This window comes from Rhodococcus sp. SJ-2 (genome assembly GCF_053750035.1).
Genome location: NZ_CM132340.1, coordinates 1 through 20190, shown reverse-complemented (window position 1 = coordinate 20190; position 20190 = coordinate 1). Strand labels below are relative to the sequence as shown.

The 20190-nt window shown below is 65.1% G+C and carries 17 protein-coding genes and 1 tRNA gene; 10 read left to right on the top strand and 8 right to left on the bottom strand.

Going from position 1 to position 20190, the window contains the following annotated elements; all coding sequences use genetic code 11:
- Nucleotides 1-16: 16 nt before the first annotated feature.
- The gene (locus ACSYG9_RS00090; protein ID WP_440125291.1) at nt 17-898 is read right to left on the bottom strand and encodes a TOMM precursor leader peptide-binding protein; all 882 of its coding nucleotides are present in this window, start codon (nt 896-898) and stop codon (nt 17-19) included.
- Nucleotides 899-990: 92 nt separating this feature from the next.
- Nucleotides 991-2418, bottom strand: a complete 1428-nt coding sequence (locus ACSYG9_RS00085) for a zinc-dependent metalloprotease (RefSeq protein WP_454840665.1) — start codon at nt 2416-2418, stop codon at nt 991-993.
- Between the two features lie 87 nt (nt 2419-2505).
- Between ACSYG9_RS00085 and ACSYG9_RS00080 the strand changes: the two genes are divergently transcribed.
- Nucleotides 2506-3531, top strand: a complete 1026-nt coding sequence (locus tag ACSYG9_RS00080; protein WP_454840663.1) for a YlbL family protein — start codon at nt 2506-2508, stop codon at nt 3529-3531.
- 34 nt (nt 3532-3565) lie between these two features.
- On the opposite strand, the gene ACSYG9_RS00075 is transcribed toward ACSYG9_RS00080, so the two are convergent.
- Nucleotides 3566-4165 (bottom strand): PPA1309 family protein, encoded by a 600-nt coding sequence (locus tag ACSYG9_RS00075; protein WP_440125288.1) that lies wholly within the window; start codon nt 4163-4165, stop codon nt 3566-3568.
- Between the two features lie 164 nt (nt 4166-4329).
- Here ACSYG9_RS00075 and ACSYG9_RS00070 point away from each other — a divergent pair, with 164 nt between their 5' ends.
- Entirely contained in the window at nt 4330-7341 is a 3012-nt protein-coding gene (locus ACSYG9_RS00070) for a UPF0182 family protein (RefSeq protein ID WP_440125287.1), read from the top strand.
- 104 nt (nt 7342-7445) lie between these two features.
- On the opposite strand, the gene ACSYG9_RS00065 is transcribed toward ACSYG9_RS00070, so the two are convergent.
- Nucleotides 7446-7964, bottom strand: a complete 519-nt coding sequence (locus ACSYG9_RS00065) for a transglycosylase family protein (RefSeq protein WP_454840662.1) — start codon at nt 7962-7964, stop codon at nt 7446-7448.
- Nucleotides 7965-8386: 422 nt separating this feature from the next.
- Between ACSYG9_RS00065 and ACSYG9_RS00060 the strand changes: the two genes are divergently transcribed.
- Nucleotides 8387-8463, top strand: a tRNA-Met gene (locus ACSYG9_RS00060).
- A gap of 241 nt (nt 8464-8704) precedes the next feature.
- Here ACSYG9_RS00060 and ACSYG9_RS00055 read toward each other — a convergent pair.
- From ACSYG9_RS00055 to hisN, 4 genes are all read right to left on the bottom strand, one after another.
- On the bottom strand, nt 8705-10318 hold the full coding sequence (locus tag ACSYG9_RS00055) for an acyl-CoA synthetase (protein ID WP_440127479.1): 1614 nt from the start codon (nt 10316-10318) through the stop codon (nt 8705-8707).
- Nucleotides 10319-10554: 236 nt separating this feature from the next.
- Nucleotides 10555-11766 carry an acyl-CoA dehydrogenase family protein gene (locus ACSYG9_RS00050; RefSeq protein WP_440125285.1) on the bottom strand — a complete coding sequence of 404 codons (1212 nt, stop codon included), beginning with the start codon at nt 11764-11766 and terminating at the stop codon, nt 10555-10557.
- Nucleotides 11767-11795: 29 nt separating this feature from the next.
- The gene (locus ACSYG9_RS00045) at nt 11796-13187 is read right to left on the bottom strand and encodes an acyl-CoA dehydrogenase family protein (protein ID WP_440125284.1); all 1392 of its coding nucleotides are present in this window, start codon (nt 13185-13187) and stop codon (nt 11796-11798) included.
- Between the two features lie 149 nt (nt 13188-13336).
- Nucleotides 13337-14125, bottom strand: a complete 789-nt coding sequence (gene hisN, locus ACSYG9_RS00040; protein ID WP_440125283.1) for a histidinol-phosphatase — start codon at nt 14123-14125, stop codon at nt 13337-13339.
- Nucleotides 14126-14164: 39 nt separating this feature from the next.
- On the opposite strand from hisN, the gene prfB reads away from it, so the two are divergent.
- The 7 genes from prfB to ACSYG9_RS00005 all read left to right on the top strand — a co-directional run bounded on the left by prfB (nt 14165) and on the right by ACSYG9_RS00005 (nt 19745).
- Nucleotides 14165-15283: a peptide chain release factor 2 gene (gene prfB, locus ACSYG9_RS00035; protein WP_169685957.1), complete on the top strand. Its 1119-nt coding sequence runs from the start codon at nt 14165-14167 to the stop codon at nt 15281-15283.
- A gap of 104 nt (nt 15284-15387) precedes the next feature.
- Nucleotides 15388-16224, top strand: a complete 837-nt coding sequence (locus tag ACSYG9_RS00030; protein ID WP_440127478.1) for a mechanosensitive ion channel domain-containing protein — start codon at nt 15388-15390, stop codon at nt 16222-16224.
- Nucleotides 16221-16670 carry a hypothetical protein gene (locus tag ACSYG9_RS00025; protein WP_440125282.1) on the top strand — a complete coding sequence of 150 codons (450 nt, stop codon included), beginning with the start codon at nt 16221-16223 and terminating at the stop codon, nt 16668-16670. The genes ACSYG9_RS00030 and ACSYG9_RS00025 overlap by 4 nt, the downstream gene beginning before the upstream one ends.
- 31 nt (nt 16671-16701) lie before the next feature.
- On the top strand, nt 16702-17391 hold the full coding sequence (gene ftsE / locus ACSYG9_RS00020) for a cell division ATP-binding protein FtsE (RefSeq protein ID WP_169685961.1): 690 nt from the start codon (nt 16702-16704) through the stop codon (nt 17389-17391).
- 55 nt (nt 17392-17446) lie between these two features.
- Nucleotides 17447-18352: a permease-like cell division protein FtsX gene (gene ftsX / locus ACSYG9_RS00015; protein WP_440125281.1), complete on the top strand. Its 906-nt coding sequence runs from the start codon at nt 17447-17449 to the stop codon at nt 18350-18352.
- A gap of 68 nt (nt 18353-18420) precedes the next feature.
- Nucleotides 18421-18894, top strand: a complete 474-nt coding sequence (smpB, locus tag ACSYG9_RS00010; protein ID WP_169685965.1) for an SsrA-binding protein SmpB — start codon at nt 18421-18423, stop codon at nt 18892-18894.
- Nucleotides 18895-18914: 20 nt separating this feature from the next.
- Complete coding sequence (locus tag ACSYG9_RS00005) at nt 18915-19745, top strand: EamA family transporter (RefSeq protein WP_454843050.1); 831 nt, start codon at nt 18915-18917, stop codon at nt 19743-19745.
- Nucleotides 19746-20190: the final 445 nt, after the last annotated feature.

Here is a 20190-nt window from a genome sequence, read left to right as displayed (position 1 = left end):
CTTCCACCCGGGGCGGTCACATCGAACACTCGCAGTCGGGGTGACGGAACCAGCGGCGCTTCGACAGCCGGAACGACGACAGATCGATCTCCACGGTGTGATCGGCCACAGCGAGCGGCAGGGACCCGGCAAGAATTACATCGAGCTCGGCCAGTGCGATGGCAGCGGTGGCGAGAACCACCGCGCGATCCGCGTGACCGGGCCGGTCCCACAGCTGGGCGGCGAGAACGGGCCACGATGGATCGAGATCCGTGCGGGTCAGGTCAGCGCACCGTAAGCAACTCGTGCTGCCAGGGACGACGAATGGACCGACGATTCCGCGCCCGTCCCGTGTTCGGACCACAAGATGCGGGACCCGGTGCTGCATGAGGTCGCGCACAACGAGCGGATCGGGCACCTGGATATCGGCGAGGACCACGCACGCGAGACCCTCCTGGAGACGTTCGTCGCCGGTGTATCTACCCGACCGGGACCATTTGGTGTCCCGCAACGACAGCTGCGCGCACAGTGCATCGGCGAGCGGGCCATCGCCGTAGAGCCTGATCCGATGCGGAGGCGTCGGGGCGACACGGGTCTTGGCCGATGCCGACCCTCGGACGAGTCCGGTTGCCACTAGATCGTCGAGCAACAACCGGACGCCGGCGGCATCGGCGCCTCGCTCGACTGCGGTCTCGACGAGTTCGTCGTCCGTGTGCGCACCGTCCAGCAACTGCAGGACGGTCCGCACATCGAATTCGTCGAGACCCTCGGGCGGCACGATGACGCGACCGGTCTCGGGTCCCCATCCCACCTGCACGCGACCGTCGGCGCGTCTCAACACCAGTAGTGCGGGATCGAACGAAAGGGCGGTGTCGCTACCGGTGTCAACCTGCGCTTGGGCACGAACGGAACTGGTCATACCGGGAAGCATCGCAGCCGCGGTGCTCCGGCCGAGGGCGGATCACCGAGTTATCCACAGGGCTGAACGCCTGTGACCAGAGCAAAGAGGTCTCAGTTCGACGCGTCGGGATTCTCGTCGTCCGAATTTTCGTCGTGTTCGGCTTTCTCGCGTTCCATGGTCGCCTTCAGCTGCGCGATGGGATCGTCGAATGCATCGGTTCCGCCCCCGATCACCCGGTCGACGAACGCGGTGGGATTGTCGAGGTCGGAGGAATCCGGAAGCAGGTCGGGGTGTGCCCAGACCTTGTCGCGTGCGTCGGCACCCGCATCGGTGGTGAGGCGTCGCCACAGCGTCGCGGCCTCCCGCAGCTTCCGAGGCCGGAGTTCGAGGCCTACCAACGACGCAAAGGTCTGCTCTGCGGGACCACCCGTTGCGCGTCGACGGCGGAGAGTCTCGCTCAGCGCTGCGACCCCGGGGAGGCGATCACCGAGAGCGTCGGAGACGACTATCTCTACCCAGCCTTCGACCAGCGCGAGCATCGTCTCCAGCCGCTCGAGCGCGGCCTTCTGTTCCGGCGTGGTCTGAGGTTCGAACGCGCCCTGGCCCAGGAGCTCCTGGATCTTCGACGGGTCGGTCAGCGCCGCCGGATCGATGCCCTGCGCAAGATCCTCGATCGCCGAGAAATCCATCTTGATTCCGCGCGCGTATTCCTCGACCGCACCGAGCAAGCGCTGGCGCAACCACGGCACATGACTGTAGAGCCGCTGGTGGGCGGATTCGCGTGCCGCAAGGAAGACCAGTACCTCCTGAGCCGGCTGTTCGAGACCCTCACCGAACGTTTCGATGGCCGCGGGCATCAGGGCCACCGTGCCTTCGGGACCGAGCGGGATACCGATGTCTGTCGAGGTCAGCACTTCCTTCGAAAGCTGACCCAGCGCCTGGCCGAGTTGCGAGCCGAAAGCGATGCCTCCCATCTGGGCGAACATGCCCATCATCGGCCCCACCATTGCTCGGGCCTCCTCGGGAAGACCCTGCGCCATCATGCCGTTGACCTGCTCCGCGATCGGATCGGCGAGGCGCTTCCATGTGTCGAGTGTGTTGTCGAGCCAGTCGACCGGCGTCCATGCGACGGCCTTCGTGGCGCCGGCGGGGAGTGTGGTCGCGGCGTCGAGCCACAATTCTGCGAGGCGCGCAGCGTCGCGCACAGCGTCCGTCGCGCCCGCCGACACGGGGGTCACCGATCCGATCTGCTGACGGGCCAGCTTGGTGGCCACGTCGTAGTTGACCGGACCGGACTCACCTGTACCCATAGCGCTGCCCATGCCACTGAGCATCTGGCCGAACTGGCTCAGCATCTGCCCGAACTGGGACGGATCGAAGCCCTGCGCACCGAACGGGTTGTCGCCGCCGCTGCCGGGAACTCCGAAACCGAACGGGAATCCGCCCTCGGAGCCGCTTGCACCGCCGTCGGACCCCCCGTCCTTCTTGCGGTCGGGATCGTCGTCGGGGTTGGAGAATCCGAAGGGGGTGTCGCTCATACCGTCAACGGTACAAGGGGACGGAGTCGGAAACGGCCGGTGTGGTCACGCTGAACGCGAACAGCGCGCGCCCGCTACCCTGGCCGGGTGAATCGACGCTTCGTGCTGCCCCTTGCCGTTCTGCTCCCGGTATTGGTCCTCGCGGTGCTGGCATTCAATGTGCGTGTGCCCTATGTTGCGCTCGGTCCGGGGCCGACCTTCGACACGCTCGGCGAGGTCGAGGGGACACCGGTCATCGAAATCGAGGGTGTCGAATCCGACCCCACTACCGGCGAACTGGTCATGACCACGGTGGGGGTCACCGACAACCTCACGCTCGCCCAGACGGTCCTGGCCTGGTTCAGCGGACGCTACGGTCTCGCTCCGCGCGAACAGGTGTACCCGCCGACGCGTAGCAAGGACGAGGTCAAGGCGGCAGATCACGCACAGTTCGCGCAGTCCGAGCGGAGTGCCGAACTCGCTGCGCTCCACTATCTGGACATGCCCGTCACGCTCCGAGTTGCGCAGGTGGCCGACGACGCCCCGGCAACGGATCTGCTCCATGAAGGCGACCGAATCCTCGCGGTGGGCGGTGAGGTGGTCAGCACCGCCGGCCAGGTCCAGCGCGTGGTCGGCGACACCGCGCCGGGCAGTGATCTGGAGATCACGGTCGAACGGGACGGCGTCGAGGAGATTGTTCCCGTCACGGTGGGGGGACGCCCCAGCGACCCCGACAAGGGCTTTCTCGGAATCGGCACCGAGGAACTCCCGGAGGTCCCGTTCTCCGTCACGTTCAACCTCGCCGACGTCGGTGGTCCGTCGGCGGGCCTGATGTTCAGCCTCGCCCTCGTCGACAAACTCAGCGAGGGCGAACTCAACGGTGGAAAGCACGTCGCAGGTACCGGCACCATCGATTCCGACGGTGTCGTGGGGCCGATCGGCGGCATCACCCACAAGTTGACCGCGGCCGCCGAGGGCGGCGCCGAGTTCTTCCTGGTTCCGGCCGACAACTGCGCCGAAGCGCTGTCCGACACGCCCGACGGTATCCGGCTGATCGAGGTGGAAACGCTCGACGGTGCAATCGACGCACTCGAGGCCGTCACCTCCGGAGGCGACGCGCCCACCTGCGGCTGATTCCCGGTGACCGGGTGTGGCCGGGGTGCCCCGCTCAGTCGTCCTCGCCCGCCTCGAGCGTCGCATACAACGCTTCGACGACATTCGGCGCGAGGTCGTCGGCGACTCGCAGTTCGGCGCCCGCGAACGGATCGTCGTCGGTGGGGCGCAGCTCGAGCAGGCTCATCGACGGGCCGTCGCGTAGCACCGCCGAGATCAGACGCGCCTCGCGGCGATCCGGGTGCGCATGTGCTGCGCCGAGGGCGGCATCGTCGGCAGCATGTCTGTCGGCGAGCAGGGGGACGAGCGCCTCATCCAGGTCGGTTTCCGCGGCAGGGGGGAGCACGACGATCTCTTGCACCAGCGCACAGCCGGATACCGAAGCCGGCCAGCTTGTGGTCGCGAGGAACTCCTCCAGTGCGGGACTGCCGCCCTCGATGTCGTCGGGCAGCAGATCCTGGACGACCGGCGTGTACTGGTGGCCGTCGTCGAGTTGGTCGCTGAGGGTCGGCTCCGCGGCTGCGAGCAAGGCAGTGGGGACGAGGGCGAACATCACCGGAGGTCGGTCCCAGCCCTCCGCATCGACGAAATCGATGATCTCGTGGACGGCATGTGAGAGCGCATCGGGGGAAGGAACAGGAAGGTGATCGTTCACATGCCTATCCTGACATCCGGAAGACCCGGATGTGTCCACCGGAGCGGTGGGTGCACCCGCGGCGCGCGGTTTCCGTAGAGTAGGGCGAAACGGTCACCGGGTTGTGACACGAGGTGGAGACGGCGCGGATCACCGCGTCGCCGTACGAGTTGGGAGCGTGGCACGTGGGCATGAGGCCCCCGACCGGAGTACCGAGTCTGTCGAAGCGGAGCAAAGCTCTGTTGATTCTCGCCTTGGTGGTGGCCGTGCTGCTGCTTCTCGGCCCGAGAATCCTGGATACCTATACCAATTGGCTGTGGTTCGGCTCCGTCGATTTCCGCGGCGTGTACGTCAAAGTTCTCCTGACGCGAGTTGTGCTGTTCTTCGTCGTCGGCCTTTTTGTTGCGGCGGTGCTGTGGCTTGCACTGTTCCTTGCCTACCGATCGCGTCCGGTGTTCGTGCCGACAGCCGGTCCCGGTGATCCGATCGCGCGGTATCGCACGACGGTCATGACCCGGATGCGCGCCTTCGGGCTCGGTATTCCGATCGGCATCGGCGTGTTGTCCGGCCTCATCGCCCAGTCGAGCTGGGTGACGGTCCAGATGTTCTTCAACGGGGGATCGTTCGGCACCACCGACCCCCAGTTCGGCTTGGACGTCGGGTTCTACGCGTTCGACCTGCCGTTCTTCCGTTTCGTCCTCAACTGGTTGTTCGTCGCGATCATCCTGTCGTTCTTCGCGAGTCTGGTCACCCACTACATCTTCGGCGGAATCCGCCTCGCGGGGCGGGGCGGTAGTGGTGGCCACATCTCCAATGCAGCTCGGATTCAGCTGGCAGTCCTTGCAGGCCTGTTCGTCGCTTTCAAAGCGGTGGCCTACTGGTTGGACCGGTACGAACTGCTGTGGAGCGGCCGGAAGGAACCCACGTTCAGCGGCGCAGGTTTCACCGACATCAATGCAGTTCTGCCCGGCAAGCTGATCCTGATGGCGATCGCCATCATCTGTGCGATCGCGTTCTTCGCGGCGATCGTGTTCCGCGATCTGCGGATCCCCGCTCTTGCAACGGCGCTTCTGGTGCTGTCGTCGATTCTCGTCGGCGCGATCTACCCGCTCATGGTCGAGCAGTTCTCCGTCCGGCCGAACGCCGCCGACAAGGAACGCGAGTACATCGAACGGAACATCGCGGCCACGCGTGAGGCATACGGGATCACCGACGACAAGGTCACGTATGAGGACTATCCCGGGGTAGGCACCGTCTCTCCCGAAGAGGTTCCCGCCGACATCACGACGATCGCGAACACCCGACTACTCGACCCGAATGTGCTCCCACGTACGTTTACTCAGCAGACTCAGCTCAAGAACTTCTACGGCTACCCCGAGTCTCTCGATATCGACCGTTACGAGGTCGACGGTCGTGTCGAGGACTACATCGTCGCCGCACGTGAGTTGTCTCCGACAAGCCTGACCGGGAACCAGACCGACTGGATCAACCGCCACACCGTGTACACCCACGGCAACGGTCTGGTCGCCGCTCCTGCGAATCGGGTCAACGCCGCCGCCAGTACCTCGGCGGAAGAAGCTGCGAACAGCAACAGCGGCTACCCGGTCTATATGATCAGCGACCTCGCCTCGCAGGCGGCAGGCAACCAGGTCATCCCCGTCGAACAGCCGCGCATCTACTTCGGTGAGGTGATCGCCGAGGCCGATCCCGATTACGCGATCGTCGGTGGTAGTGAGGGCGCAGCACCGCGCGAGTACGACACCGACACCGAGACCTACACCTACACCGGTGAGGGCGGCGTCGATATCGGCAACTGGATCAACCGGTTCGCATTCGCCGCGACATATGCCGAGCGCAATATCCTCTTCTCCAGCGCGATCGGTGGCGACTCGAAGATTCTGTACAACCGCGACCCCCGCGACCGCGTAACCAAGGTTGCGCCGTGGCTCACCGCCGACGGCGACGCCTACCCGGCAGCAGTGGATGGCCGCATCGTGTGGATCGTCGACGCGTACACCACGCTCGACAACTATCCGTATGCCCAGCGCAGCTCGCTCGAAGGTCTCCTCGAGGACAGCATCGATCAGAACACCGGACGTCTGCTGCCTCGCAAGGAAGTCTCGTACATTCGCAATTCGGTGAAAGCGACCGTCGACGCGTACGACGGCACGGTCACGCTCTACCAGGTCGACGAGCAGGATCCCGTTCTCAATGCCTGGATGGGGGTCTTCCCGGATGCAGTGACTGCGCAGGATCAGATCTCCGACGAGCTCCGCTCGCACTTCCGCTACCCGGAGGATCTGTTCAAGGTTCAGCGGGAGATGCTCGCCAAGTACCACGTCGACGAGCCGCTCGAGTTCTTCACCAACAACGCGTTCTGGTCGGTCCCGGCAGACCCGACGGTGGACACCACCGCTAATCAGCCGCCGTACTACCTGTTGATGGGTGATGAGGAGACCGCCGACGCCAGATTCCGGTTGACGTCCGCGATGGTGGGCTACAACCGTCAGTTCCTGTCTGCGTACATCTCGGTGGAGGCAGATCCGGAGAACTACGGGCAGTTCACGATCCTGCAACTACCGACCGATACGCAGACCTTCGGTCCGGAGCAGACACAGAACGCGATGATCTCCGACACTCGTGTCGCCTCCGAGCGGACGCTGCTCGAAAGATCCAACCGGATCCAGTACGGCAACCTGCTCACGTTGCCGATTGCCGAGGGTGGCATCCTGTACGTCCAGCCGATGTACACCGAGCGCAACCCGACAGCGGGCAGTACATCGACGTTCCCGCAGCTCTCGCGTGTGCTGGTCAGCTACCGTGAGCCGGGTTCGGGCGGCGGCGTGCGGATCGGTTACGCACCGACCCTGGCTGCGGCCTTGGATCAGGTGTTCGGTCCAGGTGTAGGCGACGTCGCGACGGCTCCCGGTGGGTCAGCGGTGTCGAGCGCGGAGGTCGAGGACGATACTCGCTCCGAGACGGTCGAGGGTGCGGTGCCCGACGAAGGTCAGCAACCGGAACCGGGATCGCCCCCGGTGGCGGTGCCACCGGCAAGCCGTGAGGCTGCGGTGACCGAACTGGATTCGGCGCTCGATGAGCTCGCGAACGCGCAGCGCAGTGGCGACTTCGACGCCTACGGCAATGCCCTCGCGCGGGTGCAGCGTGCGGTCGAGAGCTACCAGTCGAGTGGCGGCTGATCACCGGCTCTGACGCACCGTGGCGCAAGGCCACATGCCTCGACGAGGTCCCGCCCATGGGCGGGACCTCGTCGTTGATCGGGCAGTGTCGTCGATCGGCAGTGTCAGAGTCCGGCGATGCTGACGAGCTGTGAGAACTGTGCGTCGAAGCCGTGCTGCGCGGCGAGATCGCCCGCAGCGTCGATGGCCTGCTGGACCTCGACCGGGAGAGCCGGCACCTCGGCGATGGGGGCATCGGGTAGGACCGGGGCGCCGGGCGCCTCCGGTGCGGGTGCCGCCGGTGCGCTCTCAGTGGTCAGGTACTGGCCGCAGGTGGGCCACGCACCTGGGCCCTGGGTCTGCAGCGTGTTCTCGGCGACCCGGATCTGCTCCGCCTTCGAGGCGTGGGCCGCGTTCCCGGTACCGCCGTTGGCCTCCCAGGTGCTCTGTGAGAACTGCAGGCCGCCGTAGTACCCGTTTCCGGTGTTGATCGCCCAGTTGCCACCGCTTTCGCACTGCGCGACACCGTCCCAGTTGTGGGGTGCAGCAGACGCCGTCCCGGCGGCGAGGCCGAGCGGAACGGCGGCGAGTGCGCCGGTCACGACGACGGTACGAAGGGCGCGCTTGGTCAACGGTGTGGTCATGCTGTGGGTCCTCTCCCGCTCGCGGCACCAGCACTTCCTCGACACTTCGTGTCGTGATGGGGTGTGCGGTGCTTCTGCCCCTCCGAAGATCTTCGTAGGCACCGGTTCCCGCGGGGCAGACTCAGCGGCGGCGGTCCGGTGGTGGTTCGGTGGAGTCGAACCGGGACCGACCGTACAAGGGGAGCGGGGGAGGCGTCATCCGGCAGATTTCCTCGACTCATGTCCAGAATGTGAGATAGTCCGGCGTGTTCCCGCAGGTCATGAGCAAAAATTACACTCTCGTCACAAAGATGTTATTCATCCGTTATGTGTTGGGGATCATGAGCAAAAAGTGACCGGGGTCACCAGATTGGACTTCAAAACCTCGGTGGCTCAGGCGATTTGCCTTTCGTTTCCCCGCTCGTGTAACTTTGTTCTTGCAACGCGGGGTGGAGCAGCTCGGTAGCTCGCTGGGCTCATAACCCAGAGGTCGCAGGTTCAAATCCTGTCCCCGCTACCACGAAGATCGAGGTCGGACATTGTCCGGCCTCGATCTTTTTTGGCTGTTGACCCCCGGCGATTGGGTCAGCGATAGAAGAGCTCGAGGATTGGGGTCGTGCGCGACTACGGCAGAGCCCGAGTGTCGACTCCAGCTGCCGACGCCACTCCTGCAGCTCGAACCATGCCTGACGCGACGACCCGATGAAGATGAAGACGGAGCCGACGAGCAGCCAGACGACGGGATTCATGGTGTGATCAGCCTATTGTGAGCGCGCGTCCATTTCTTCGAGTACTCGACGGAGGAGCTTGCCGGTCGCATTGCGGGGGAGTCGGTCGACGAACACCACGTCGCGCGGCACTTTGTAGCGGGCGAGATTGGACCTGACGAATGTCTTGATCTCGTCGGCGGTGGGCTGGGAATCGGGGTCCGGCACCACGAAGGCCCGCAGCCGGTGACCGAAATCGGGATCGGGAACACCGACGACAGCCACATCGAGTACATCCTCGCGTTCGGCCAGCACGTTCTCCACCTCGAGCGGGTACACGTTCTCTCCGCCGGAGACGATCATGTCGTCGTCGCGGCCGTCGACGAACAGATAGCCCTGCTCGTCCCAGTGCCCGACGTCGCCGGTGGAGAGCAGGCCGCCGATGCGTTCCTTGTCGCGGCCGTCGGTGTAGCCCGCGAAGCTCAGTCCGCTCTTGACGAAGATCCTGCCGACCTCGCCCGGTGCGGTGATGCGGCCACCGTCGTCGTCGAACAGTTCGACGTGGCAGGTCACCGGTGCACGACCCGCGGTCCCCGGTGCGCGACGAAGGTCCTCGGGCGTTGCGACGGTCACGACCGCGCATTCGGTCGAGCCGTACAGGTTGTGGAGGACGTCGCCGAACGACTCTCGGGTGCGGCGACAGATGTCGGGAGACAGTGCCGCGCCGGCCGAAAAGATGATGCGCAGGCTCGACGTGTCGAACTCGGCGATCGTCGCCGCGCCCAGCGCAAGTATGCGCTGGAGCATGGTGGGTACGACGACCAGGACGTTCCCGCGGTGGGCCTCGATCGCGCGCAGGGTATCGATCGGGGAGAATCGGCGCACCATCACGACCGTCTGCCCGAGTGCCAGCGCGAGCGCCAGCTGCGAGACACCGGTTCCGTGGAAGGCCGGTGCCGCCATCACCATCGTCTGTCCTTCACGCAACGGGACACGGTCGACGAACTGCGCAGAGGCCAGTGGTGACGTGCGGGCGCGGGGGGCGCCCTTGGGCGTACCGGTGGTGCCGCTCGTGAGCAGGACGAAGCCGCCGAAGCTCTCGGGCGGAGGAACGGCGGAGCGGTCGAAACCCGCGGCGGCGGAGTCGAGCGTGGGAATCCCCTGAACGGGATTGTCCTGCCACGAGAGATATCTTCGGACATCGGCGGGAAGCGCTGCGGCGACGGCCGCGAACTCCGAATCGAACACGAAGGCCGACACCTTCTCTCGGACCGCGACCTCGACGAGTTGCCGCGGCGCGAACCCGGTGTTCATCATCACAAGTCGCGCGCCCAGTTTTGCGGCAGCGACCATCGTCAGCACCAGACCCCGGTGGTTGCGGGCCATCACGCCCACAATGGATCCGGGTGTCAACCCGTCGGACTTCCATGCGCGGACCAGCGCGTTCGAAGCCGCGTCGAGTTCTATGTACGTGACATCGCCGCGTTCGTCGGAGATCGCCGTGGCGTCGAGGCCTCGGCTGGCGTGTGAATGTACCGCGCCGGCGAAGGGGCCGTACTTCCTGGCGGCGGCCATTGTCGCGAGGCTTCGGTCGATGCGCGGGAAATGCAACAGGCCGCTGCGTCGCATGACCGCGAGAGCGCCGAGACTGTCGGTGATCTGCCGCATGCTCGTGCGACCCCCGGTGAGTCGTTCCAGAACGTCCTGCTCGGACAAGGGGCCCCCTCCGCTGCGGTGAATTTCACCACACGGTAGCGGCGCCGGGGTCCCTCGTGAGGGGAAATGTCGGGATCTCGAGAGCCCCGACAAGGCGAAACCCTCGCCTCACTCGAGTGCGGCGAGGGTCTCCCTGCCTCCCCTGAAGAGAACTCCGAGCAGCTGTAGCAGGGTCTACGGCAGCGCGGTCACTTCAGCTCGGAAGACGACTTTCCGAGCACACGACGGGCCACGATCAGCTGCTGGATCTGCTGCGTGCCTTCGAAGATGTCGAGGATCTTGCTGTCGCGGGCCCACTTCTCGAGCAGCGGGCGCTGCGAGTACCCGTAGGTGCCGGCGAGTTCGACGGCCTTGAGCGAGACCGCGGTACCCGTACGACCGGCCTTCGCCTTCGAAATCGACGCCTCGAGCGAGTTGGGCTTCTTGTTGTCGGCCATCCACGTCGCCCGCAGGGCGAGCAGATACGCGGCTTCCCAGTCGGCTTCGAGTGCGAGGAACTCGGCGGCAGCGGCGTGCTGATTGTTCGCCGGAGTGTCGTAACTGACCTCCACCCCGGCCTCCGACAGAATGCTCCTCAGTTCCTCGAGTGCTGCGCGACCGAGACCGATCGCCATGCCTGCGACGATCGGGCGGGTGTTGTCGAAGGTCTGCATGACCCCGGCGAAGCCCTGCTCGACGTTGACCTCGGGCGAACCGAGGATGTTGTCCTTGGGAATGCGGCAGTCCTGCAGCAGTAGTACCGCAGTATCGGAGGCCTTGATGCCGAGCTTGTGCTCGAGCCGCGCGACGCTCAATCCGGGCGCATCGCGGGGCACGACGAACGACTTGATCGCCGCCCGGCCCTTCGACTTGTCCACCGATGCCCAGACGACGACGTGTGAAGAGCGCTCGCCGGAAGTGACGAAGATCTTCTCGCCGTTGAGGACCCACTCGTCGCCGTCGAGAACGGCAGTGGTGGTGACCGCGGCCGAGTCGGATCCGAAGCTGGGTTCGGTGATCGCCATCGAGGCCCACACCTTGCCGAATCGTTCGAGTTGCTCGTCGGTCGCCACCGCGGCGATAGCCGAGTTGCCGAGGCCCTGGTAGGGGATGGACAACGTCAATCCAACGTCGCCCCAACAGGTTTCGATGACATTGAGAAGGCCGGCCATGTTTCCGCCGTTGGCGTTGTCGTCATCGGACTCCTTCGCCTTGCCTTCGCGGCCGAGCGTCGCGCCCGCTGCGCCCTGGCCGGAATCGTTGAGTGCCTCGACCATTGCCGCCATAGTGTCGAGCTCGACGGGATACTCGTGTTCCGCGAGGTCGTACTTGCGAGAGACGGGTCGGAAGATCTGGGCGGCGACCTGGTGGGCCTGATTCGCGGAAGCCTTGAGCTTCTTGGGAAGTTCGAGATTGATCATCACAGGTTCCTTGTGTATGTCAGGGCCGCTCAGACGAGGACGATGCCCTCGGCGACGCCGATGGCGCGCAGGTCGCGGTACCAACGCTCGACGGGATGTTCCTTGGTGAAGCCGTGGCCGCCGAGTAGCTGGACGCCGTCGAGACCGATCTGCATTCCCTTGTCCGTCGCCAGCTTGCGGGCGAGCGCTGCCTCACGAGCGAACGACAGACCCTGCTCGGCGCGGGCTGCGCCGCGGAGGGTGACGAGACGGAGGCCGTCGAGTTCGATCTTGATGTTCGCGACCATGAACGCGACCGCCTGGCGGTGGCTGATCGGCTCACCGAATGCCTCGCGCTCGTTGACGTACGGCACCACGTAGTCGAGTACGGCCTGCCCGGTGCCGATGGCGAGCGACGCCCAGCCGAGGCGCGACAACCGGACCGCGTCGGCGTACTGCTCCGCACGAACGTCCGGGTTCTCGTCGCCGAGTAGCGCGGACTGCGGCACGGCGACATCCTCGAGCAGGAGGCGGCCGAGGCCGGCGGCGCGCAGGCCCATGCTGGGATCGGCCTCGATGACGACACCCTTGCTTTTGGCCTCGACAATGAAGAACGAGGGCTTGCCGTCGAGTTCCGCTGCCACGATGAACAGTTCAGCGCTACCGGCCGCCGGGACGAGGGCCTTGACCCCGTTGAGCCGGTACCCGCTCGGGGATCGCGTGGCCTTCGTGTGCAGCGCGAACGGATCGAACAGTGCGCGGGGCTCTGCGATGACGACGGATGCCTGCGGAACGTCCTCGCCGGCGAATGCGGGCAGGTAGGTCTTCTGCTGGTCGTCGGTGCCCCACTCGGTCAGTGCTACGGCGACGCCGCTCGGCGCGAGGATCGGCAGCGCCAGGCCCATATCGCCATGGGCGAGGGCTTCGGCGACGAGGCTGTTGGTGACCACTCCACGCTCGGCGGCGGCGCCGTCGAACGCTTCGGGCACGTTGACGAGCGTGATGCCGAGCTCGGCGGCGCGGGCGAGCAGGTCGGCGGGTGCGGCTGCAGCTTCGTCGGCGTCGTGCGCCGCCGGACGCAGAATCTCGGCGGCGAAGTCGCGCACAGTTTCCGAGATCATCTGTTGATCGTCGGTAGGGGTGAGGTCGAAGTAGTCGGCGTTCTTCGCGGCGGCGAGACGCTCGGGGCCGTTGCCGCCGGACACCTTCTTGAACGTGCGGGTCGCGGCGCCGAGGGTCTTGAATCCGGTCTTGGTGGACTCGTACGTGACCCGGTCGATCGTCTGCCGGAAGTTGTAGCGGTCGGCGAGTTCGGACCCGGTGATCCGCGTGAGCACGCGCATCGCTGCTCCCATGGCGTCCCGCTTGATCGGGTTGAGGCCGACTGCGGACGTGTCTCGGGGGGTGTTCCGGGCCACACTGTCTTGCTTGCTCATGATCACCAGAAGTTTCTTGTATCGGAGCGGACAGAGATCAATCTTACTCCTGAGTAAGGTATGTGTCTACTCTCGAGTAAGTTCCCGGCTGTCCGGGCAGGACGACACTGCCCGCGCCGCAGGTGAAATGCAGCGCGGGCAGTGTCGGGTGGGCATCAGGACTTCAGTCGGCTCAGGACCTCGTCGTGGAGTGCACCGTTCGTCGCGATCGCACTTCCCCCGTGTGGTCCTGCCCTGCCGTCGAGATTCGTGAACACCCCGCCCGCTTCGCGGACGAGCACATCGAGCGCTGCCAGATCCCAGAGCGACACCTCGGGTTCGAGCGCGATCTCGAGCGCGCCCTCCGCCAAGAGGCAGTAGGAGAAGAAGTCGCCGTAGGCGCGCACGCGCCACACCTCGTCCGTCAGATCGACGAACCGCTCACGAATGTTGCGGTCGTTCCAGCCGGAGAGGCTCGAAAAGCTCAGCGACGCCGACGCGAGCGATCCGACCTCGGACACCGCGATGGCACGTGGTTCACCGCCGTCGTGCGAGGACCACGCGCCGGCCCCCGAACAGGCCCACCACCGGCGGTGCAGTGCCGGAGCGCTGACCACGCCGACAACCGGGACACCGTCGACGATCAGGGAGATGAGGCTCGCCCACACCGGCACACCCCGCACGAAGTTCTTGGTGCCGTCGATCGGATCGATCACCCATTGGCGGCCTTCGAAGACCGGATCGCCACCGAATTCCTCCCCGAGAATCGCGTCGCCGGGCCGCTCGGAGGAGAGTGTCTCCCGCACCAGGCGTTCCACCGCGAGATCGGCGTCGGAGACCGGTGTCAGGTCGGGTTTGTCGTCGACTTTCAGGTCCAGCGCGCGGAAACGGTCGCGGGTGAGGGCGTCTGCGGCGTCGGCGAGACGTAGTGCGAGTTCGAGATCGGCGGTGTAGTCGGTGGCCATGCGTCAGACGCTAGCCCCTAGCCGGTAGCCTAGAGAATCGTGCATCCCGATGTTTCCGCAGACCTGGCCGAGCTCGCGACGACCCTCCGGACGGTGGAGTCGGTTCTCGATGTGGAAGAGCTGCGCCGCCGTATCGACGAGCTCGAACATCAGGCGGCCGATCCCGACCTGTGGAACGACCAGGAGCATGCCCAGCAGGTCACCAGTCAGCTTTCCCATGCGCAGAGCGAACTGCGCCGCGTCGAAGAGCTACGCCAGCGACTGGAGGACCTCCCCGTGCTCTATGAGCTCGCCGAGGACGAAGAAGGCGAAGCGCAGGCAGCTGCGCTGGCCGACGCCGACTCCGAGCGCGAGACCCTGCGCGCCGACATCGAGGCGATGGAAGTGCGGACATTGCTGTCGGGCGAGTACGACCAACGTGATGCCCTCGTCAACATCCGTTCCGGTGCCGGCGGCGTCGACGCCGCGGACTGGGCCGAGATGCTCATGCGCATGTACATCCGGTGGGCCGACAAGCACGGCTACGGCGTCGAAGTGTACGACACCTCCTACGCCGAAGAAGCAGGCATCAAGTCGGCGACCTTCGCGATCAAGGCCCCTTACACCTACGGCACTCTGTCCGTCGAGATGGGCACGCACCGCCTCGTTCGAATCAGTCCGTTCGACAACCAGGGCCGACGCCAGACCTCGTTCGCCGAGGTCGAGGTGCTGCCGGTGGTCGAGACCACCGACCACATCGATATCGATGAGAACGACGTCCGCGTCGACGTCTACCGGTCGTCCGGCCCCGGCGGACAGTCGGTCAACACCACCGACTCCGCAGTCCGCCTCACACACGTGCCTACCGGCATCGTCGTCACCTGTCAGAACGAGAAGTCGCAGCTGCAGAACAAGGTGTCTGCGATGCGCGTCCTCCAGGCCAAACTCCTCGAGCGGAAGCGTCAGGAAGAGCGCGCCGAGATGGATGCCCTCAAGGGCGACGGCGGCAGCTCGTGGGGAAACCAGATGCGCTCCTATGTGCTGCACCCGTACCAGATGGTCAAGGACCTGCGCACCGAGTACGAAGTCAACAACCCGTCCTCGGTTCTCGATGGCGACATCGACGGCTTCCTCGAAGCCGGCATCCGCTGGCGGATGGGCGAGGAACAGAACGCGTGAGCCGGTAGGTCCGTGGCGGGCAGGATCCCGGCCCGGGTCCCTCTTCGAAGGAAAGAACGCTGTTTCCCACCGATGTCCTGCTGAACTGGGTCACCACCCGCGGACTGCTGATCGCTCTGACGATCCTCGGTGCCGTCATCATCGCCCGGTTCGTTTCGTGGACCGGCAGCCGGGTGACCCGGCGGATCGACGATCGCTACCGGCAGTCCGACGACCTCGTGCGCTCGGAGGCGACCAAGCATCGCCATTCGGTGGCACAGGTCGTGACGTGGATGGTGATCGCGTTCGTCTACATCGTTGCCGCGCTCAAGATTTTCGACTATCTCAGCCTGCCGATCGGTTCGCTCGTGGCACCGGCAACCGTTGTGGGTGCTGCTGTCGGTTTCGGCGCGCAGCGCATCGTGCAGGACATTCTCGCCGGCTTCTTCATCATCACCGAACGTCAGTACGGATTCGGTGACACCGTGCAGATCTCGGTCACAGGGTCGTCGGAGGACGCTGTAGGCACCGTGGAGGACGTCACCCTCAGGGTGACTCGGGTCCGCAGCGCTGCCGGCGAAGTGATCACAGTGCCGAACGGCCAGATCAACAAGGCCATCAACCTGTCGAAGGACTGGGCGCGCGCCGTAATCGACGTCCCGATTCCGGTCAGTGCCGATATCGGTGCGGTCAGTGACATCCTCCGTGATGTGGGCGTCGCCGCGTACAAGGAGCCGCGCGTGCGAGAACTCCTGCTCGACGAGCCGAGCGTGATGGGCGTCGAGAGCCTCGAGGTCGACCAGGTCAGCATGCGGATCGTCGCCCGAACTCTGCCGGGGAAGCAGTTCCAGGTTGGTCGTCTGCTCCGCGCCCGTATCGCCGGTGCCCTTCGTGCCAAGGGAATCACAGTGAGTCCGCAACTCGACACTGCAAGCGTCGTCGAACGATCGGGGGAACCGTGACCGACGACCAGCGATCGCACCGCATCCGGATCCCGGCTCATCTGCTCCACGGGCGCGTACGCACCAGCACCCTCGCGCTGTGCATTGTGTGGCTCGTCCTGTGGGCGGCATATCTGACTCTCAATCAGGACAAGAGCCAGGCCGACGGAACGGGAACTCCGCCCACCGGAGCAGTCATCATCTCCGAGACACCTTTCGTGCCGTACGTTCCACCCGCGTCGAGCACTGAACAGGCGCCTCCGACCACCACCACCGACGTTGCGCCCTCGTCCGAACCGACGACTGCCACGACGGCACCGGGCGACACGCCCGCCCCGACAACCGGTACGCGGCCACCCGAGACCACTACGACCGATGCGAATCCCTTCCGATTGCCGCAGATCCCGGGACTCCCAGGATTCGACGGGGAGTCGGGCACAGAACCGACCGGCGAGCCGGGGCAATAGGTCACCATCCGGTAACGGCTAGCATGGCGTCGTGATCCGCCTGGAAAATGTGTCCAAGTCCTACAAGACGTCGACCAGACCCGCATTGGACGGCGTGTCCGTCGAGGTGGACAAAGGCGAGTTCGTCTTCCTCATCGGCCCGTCCGGCTCCGGAAAGTCGACCTTCATGCGCCTCCTGCTGCGCGAGGACACGCCCACGAGTGGTGAGATCCATGTAGCGGATTTCCACGTCAACAAGTTGTCGGCGCGGCGGGTCCCGAAACTGCGCCAGAATCTCGGCTGCGTCTTCCAGGACTTCCGTCTGTTGCAGCGCAAGACCGTGGCGGAGAACATCTCGTTTGCGCTCGAGGTCATCGGCAAGCCCCGTTCCGTGATCGAACGGACCGTGCCCGAAGTCCTCGACCTCGTCGGATTGTCCGGCAAGGCGGGGCGCCTTCCCACCGAACTGTCCGGTGGTGAGCAGCAGCGTGTCGCGATCGCGCGCGCGTTCGTGAACCGGCCGCTGGTTCTGCTGGCGGACGAGCCCACCGGCAATCTCGATCCCGAGACCAGCCAGGACATCATGCTTCTGCTCGAACGGATCAATCGCACCGGCACCACGGTGCTCATGGCCACCCACGATCACCACATCGTGGACGCAATGCGTCGCCGCGTCGTCGAACTCGACCTGGGCCGGGTGGTCCGCGACGAAGCACGTGGTGTGTACGGCGTGGGTCGCTGACCCGGTCGCCCGTTCCGAGACCAGTCCATCCGGCAACCGAAGGACCTTGACTCCCATGCGCGTCAGCTTCCTGTTCAGCGAGGTCACCACCGGCCTGCGCCGCAACCTCACCATGACCGTTGCGATGATTCTCACCACCGCCATCTCGCTTGCGCTGTTCGGTGCGGGTCTGCTCGTCGTCCAGATGGCCGACAAGACGCAGAAGATCTTCCTCGACCGAGTAGAGATCCAAGTGTTCCTCACCGAGGACATTTCGTCGCTCGACCCGGAATGTGAACAGGAACTCTGCAGCACCCTGCGCACCGACCTCGAGAACACCGACGACGTGGTGTCCGTCCAGTACCTCAGTCGCGACGATGCGGTGGCAGACGCCACCGAGCGTGTCTTCGCGGACCAACCCGAATTGGCCGAGCTCGTCAGTCCCGAGAGTTTTCCCGCATCGTTCAAGGTGAAGATGTCGGATCCGTCGAGCTTCGCGATCATTCAGACCGATTTCGCGGAGCGGCCGGGTGTGGACAGCATCCTCAACCAGCAAGACCTGGTCGAGCGGTTGTTCGGTGTGCTCGGAGGCATCCGTAACGCGGCCTTCGCGATCGCGACCATCCAGGCCGTCGCGGCGATCCTGCTCATCGCCAACACCGTGCAGATTGCCGCTTTCACTCGCCGCACCGAGGTCGGCATCATGCGCCTGGTCGGTGCAACCCGCTGGTACACCCAGCTGCCGTTCCTCCTCGAAGCCGTCGTGGCCGCGATCGTCGGTGCAGCCCTTGCCATCGGCGGATTGTTCGCTGCCAAGTCGCTGTTCGTCGACGACATGCTCGCCGAGGTCTACGGCGCGAACATCGTTGCGAGAATCACCGACAGCGACATCCTGCTCGTCGCTCCCTTCCTCGTACTCGTCGGCGTGGGCATGGCGGCGATCACCGCGTACGCGACGTTGCGCTTGTACGTGCGTGAATAACGATTTGTGCGGGTTCCTATGCTGGACTGTGTTCCACTTCGACCGATTTGAACCTGAAAGGCCTGCACGTGAAGGAAAAGGGCCGGAAGGTCATCGCCACGAACCGTAAGGCGCGGCACAACTACGCCATCCTCGATACGTACGAGGCGGGCATCGCGCTTGTCGGTACCGAGGTGAAGGCCCTACGGGAAGGGAAGGCGTCTCTCGTCGACGCGTTCGCGACGGTCGACGACGGGGAGGTATGGCTGCGCGGGTTGCACATCCCGGAGTACGGGCACGGCACCTGGACCAACCATGCTCCGCGTCGCACCCGCAAGCTGCTGCTGCACCGGCGGGAGATCGACGCGCTGGTCGGCAAGACCCGTGAGGGCAACCAGACGTTGGTTCCGCTCTCGATGTACTTCTCGGACGGCAAGGTCAAGGTCGAGTTGGCACTCGCCAAGGGCAAGCAGGACTACGACAAGCGGCAGGATCTTGCCCGTCGTACCGCCGAACGCGAGGTGACCCGCGAACTCGGCAGGCGGGTGAAAGGTATGCGCTGACCGCGGTCCTGTTGGCTCTCGTGGCCGCGATCGGCTACGGAGTCAGCGATTTTCTCGGTGGTGTCGCTTCTCGGCGGGCCACCGCACTGTCGTTCGTCGTTGCCTCGTATCCGCTGTCGCTGGTGATCGTCCTTGTGATCGCACCGTTCGCGGGCGGTGACGTGACGGCGGAATCTCTGGTCTGGGGTGCCGCGTCGGGCCTGTTCGGTGGCTTCGCGGTGTGGTGGTTCTACCGTGCCCTCGCATCCGGCCCGATGTCGGTGGTATCGCCGGTGACTGCGCTGCTCGTAGCTGGAATCCCCGTTCTCGCGGGCCTCGTCACAGGGGAGCGTCCCGGGCCGCTCGCGGGGATCGGAATCGTCGTCGCGCTCGTGGCGGTCGTGCTCGTCAGCAGGGAGTCGCACGAGACCGTCGGTGGCGACAACCACCCGGCCTTCACCATTCGTGTCGCGGGACTCACCGCAGCGGGTGGTGTGGCGTTCGCACTCACGTTCATCTCGCTCGACCAGGTCCCCGATGGAACCGGTCTGTGGCCGCTGGTGTTCCAACGTCTCTCCGCGACCGCCGTCGTGTGGGCTGTTGCCGTGGCCGTGCGGCAGTTCACCGGTCCGCCACGGATGTTGTACCCGCATGTCGTCGCCGTCGCACTGCTCGACGTGGTGTCGAACGCCGCGATGATGTTCGCATTCCAGGGTGGGATGCTCTCGCTGGTGAGTGTCGTCGGAGCTCTGTATCCCGCGGCCACGGTGCTGCTGGCGCTCGTCGTGTTGGGAGAGCGACTCGGTCGCGTCCAGTACACAGGCATGGCGCTCGCGTGTGTGTCGGTCGCGATGATCACCTCCGCGACTTGAGCGCTCGACTCGGTCATCAGGGGTTGTGAGCGGCGTCATCCGGACAATCCTGGAAAAGGGAATGACATCGGGTGCGGGTGACGTTAATGTAGGTAGTCCTGCGAACGTCGCAGGCGCGTACGGGGCTGAACGGTTTCGACTACGTACGTTGAGTCAAGGGAAGCGTGTCGGTGCAGGCAAGAGACCACCGTAAGCGTCGCTGCAACCAATTAAGCGCCGATTCCAATCAGCGCGACTACGCTCTCGCTGCCTAAGTAGCGAAGCGTGTCTGTCAGTCCGATCTCGCCCTCGGGTCGGGTACTGGCATCAGCTAGAGGGCTCTACCTACCGGCTCGGTCACGGAGTCGGATGGGACATCAAACAGTGACTGGGATCGTCATCACGGCTTGTTCGCGAGACCGGGAGATCCAAGTAGAGGCATAGCGGACTGCACACGGAGAAGCCT

What these genes read in the sequence shown, in the direction of transcription:
- ACSYG9_RS00050 (WP_440125285.1), bottom strand. Translation starts at nt 11,766, where the DNA reads ATGATCAATCTCGAACTTCCCAAGAAGCTCAAGGCTTCCGCGAATCAG.
- ftsX (WP_440125281.1), top strand. Translation starts at nt 17,447, where the DNA reads ATGCGCGTCAGCTTCCTGTTCAGCGAGGTCACCACCGGCCTGCGCCGC.
- ACSYG9_RS00085 (WP_454840665.1), bottom strand. Translation starts at nt 2,418, where the DNA reads ATGAGCGACACCCCCTTCGGATTCTCCAACCCCGACGACGATCCCGAC.
- hisN (WP_440125283.1), bottom strand. Translation starts at nt 14,125, where the DNA reads ATGGCCACCGACTACACCGCCGATCTCGAACTCGCACTACGTCTCGCC.
- ACSYG9_RS00090 (WP_440125291.1), bottom strand. Translation starts at nt 898, where the DNA reads ATGACCAGTTCCGTTCGTGCCCAAGCGCAGGTTGACACCGGTAGCGAC.
- ACSYG9_RS00065 (WP_454840662.1), bottom strand. Translation starts at nt 7,964, where the DNA reads ATGACCACACCGTTGACCAAGCGCGCCCTTCGTACCGTCGTCGTGACC.
- ACSYG9_RS00055 (WP_440127479.1), bottom strand. Translation starts at nt 10,318, where the DNA reads ATGCGGCAGATCACCGACAGTCTCGGCGCTCTCGCGGTCATGCGACGC.